1 protein-coding gene and 1 pseudogene are annotated in these 2273 nt (G+C 67.0%); one reads left to right on the forward strand and one right to left on the reverse strand.

Features of this window, described 5'->3' with window-relative positions; translation table 11 throughout:
• Positions 1 to 678 (forward strand): annotated as a pseudogene (locus tag HMPREF2765_RS01950) (tetracycline resistance ribosomal protection protein); the annotation flags it as partial.
• 220 nt (positions 679 to 898) lie between these two features.
• Here HMPREF2765_RS01950 and HMPREF2765_RS01955 read toward each other — a convergent pair.
• Complete coding sequence (locus tag HMPREF2765_RS01955) at positions 899 to 2251, reverse strand: IS30 family transposase (RefSeq protein ID WP_306437770.1); 1353 nt, start codon at positions 2249 to 2251, stop codon at positions 899 to 901.
• Positions 2252 to 2273: the final 22 nt, after the last annotated feature.

Below are 2273 nucleotides of genomic sequence, written 5' to 3' on the forward strand. Positions count from 1 at the left end.
CCCACCGTCATTTATATGGAGCGGCCGCTCAAAGCAGCCAGCCACACCATCCATATCGAGGTGCCGCCCAACCCGTTTTGGGCATCCATCGGACTGTCTGTTACACCACTCCCGCTTGGCTCCGGTGTACAATACGAGAGCCGGGTTTCGCTGGGATACTTGAACCAGAGTTTTCAAAACGCTGTCAGGGATGGTATCCGTTACGGGCTGGAGCAGGGCTTGTTCGGCTGGAACGTAACGGACTGTAAGATTTGCTTTGAATACGGGCTTTATTACAGTCCGGTCAGCACGCCGGCGGACTTCCGCTCATTGGCCCCGATTGTATTGGAACAGGCATTGAAGGAATCAGGGACGCAACTGCTGGAACCTTATCTCTCCTTCACCCTCTATGCGCCCCGGGAATATCTTTCCAGGGCTTATCATGATGCACCGAAATACTGTGCCACCATCGAAACGGTCCAGGTAAAAAAGGATGAAGTTGTCTTTACTGGCGAGATTCCCGCCCGCTGTATACAGGCATACCGTACTGATCTGGCCTTTTACACCAACGGGCAGAGCGTATGCCTTACAGAACTGAAAGGGTATCAGGCCGCTGTCGGCAAGCCAGTCATCCAGCCCCGCCGTCCAAACAGCCGCCTGGACAAGGTGCGCCATATGTTCAGTAAGATCACTGGTTGATTTCCGATCCCAACCGAACACATTGAGCTGACGGCACGCTCCCGCAGTTAACCGAACGCCCCCGAGGTCCTATCCGGGCCCCGGGGGCGGCATTTTCCCAGTTGAAGGAATGGTGGAGATGTGTTTCGATGGGTCCGGTGGCCATGCTCCGCCCGCCGCCCGGCACCTCTTCCCAGACTCAGCCGGACGGTCGGTCCGTCTATTCCGTTTTTCTCCTAGGCTAGGCCAGCGGGGCATCGCCCCTCTCTGCGCGCGCCCTCTCGATGAGCCCCGGCGTCAGGTCGAGATCGCCGAGCGGCACGTCCTCCACGCCGTAGGCGTCCAGCAGCGCCGCCGCGTCCTCCCCGAGCATCGCCCTGAAGGCGCGCGCGGGCGTCGCGAAGCCGAGCGCGCCGCGGGGCTCGGAGTTCACGTGCGACATGGCCAGCGCCAGGTCGGCCGGGGCGAGCCGGTCGAACCTGATTCCGGCGCCCTTGGGCAGCAGCTTCCTGATCTCGACGTGGTTGCGCTCGCAGGCGCCCTTCTGGTCGCTGCGCCTGGGGTCGCAGTAGAACAGCCTCGTCTCGCCCGGCCCCTCGCCGAGCAGCGCCGCGATCGCCGCCTCGTCGGAGAACTCGGCGCCGTTGTCGGTGAGGACGGCGCGGAACACGCGGCGCGTCCCGTCGGCGCCGAGGATGGCCCGGACGCCCTCCAGGGCGTCCGCGACGCACCCGGCGGTCTTCTCCTCCAGCGGCAGCGCGAGCTGGAGCCTGCTGGGGCGGTGCAGCAGCGTGAGCAGGCAGGCGGAGTCCTCCCGGGCCCCCTCGACGGTGTCCATCTCCCAGGCCGCGGCGCACGCGTCCTCCCCGAGGGCGAGGAACGCGGCATGCGACCTGCGGGCGGAGTGGCGGGTCGCCGCCCGGCCCGCGGCGCGCTTCCTCGGCCTGTAGCCGACCTTGCGCCTGAGCTCCATGTTGGTCATGCCGTCGTAGCCCGCCGAGACCCAGCGGTAGATGGTCGACGGCGACAGGTCCACCGGGCCGCCGTTGCGCGCCGCCATCTGCTCGGGCGACAGCCCCCGGCGCAGGCAGTCCCTTATCGCCTCCAGCCTGGCCGCCGCGGCGGGCTCGTCGGCGTCTATCCCGCGCCTGGACGAGACGAGGACCGAGTCGGCGCACAGCTGCGCGGCCCGGGCCTCGTAGAAGACGTGGGGGCGGCGCTTGCAGCCGATCGCGCGGTACCGGCCGCACCCGTTGCAGCAGCGCGGCCACGCCGCCAGGCGCGGGCAGGCCGCCGACAGGTCGGCGGAGGCGTCCACGCGCTCGCCGCGCCTGGCCTTCGGCGCCGTCACGAACCTGTGCGACGCCACCTCGGCGCTCACCGTCGAGGGCGACCTGCCCAGCTCCCTCGCGATCTCCCTGCACGACGCCCTGCGCTCCAGCATCCTCTGGACCGTGTCCCGCTCGTGCCTCGTGAGCCTTCCGTAGGCCCTCGGGACCGCCCTTGCGGAGCCGCTCTTCTTCTTTCCGGACATGCCGTCCTCCGATCTCCCGGGGCCGGCCGATCCGGCCCTCAGGGTATCGGGTTCCCACATTCATCCGCACATGTGCGGATGA

This window comes from Rothia sp. HMSC062H08 (assembly GCF_001810775.1).
Lineage (GTDB): Bacteria > Actinomycetota > Actinomycetes > Actinomycetales > Micrococcaceae > Rothia.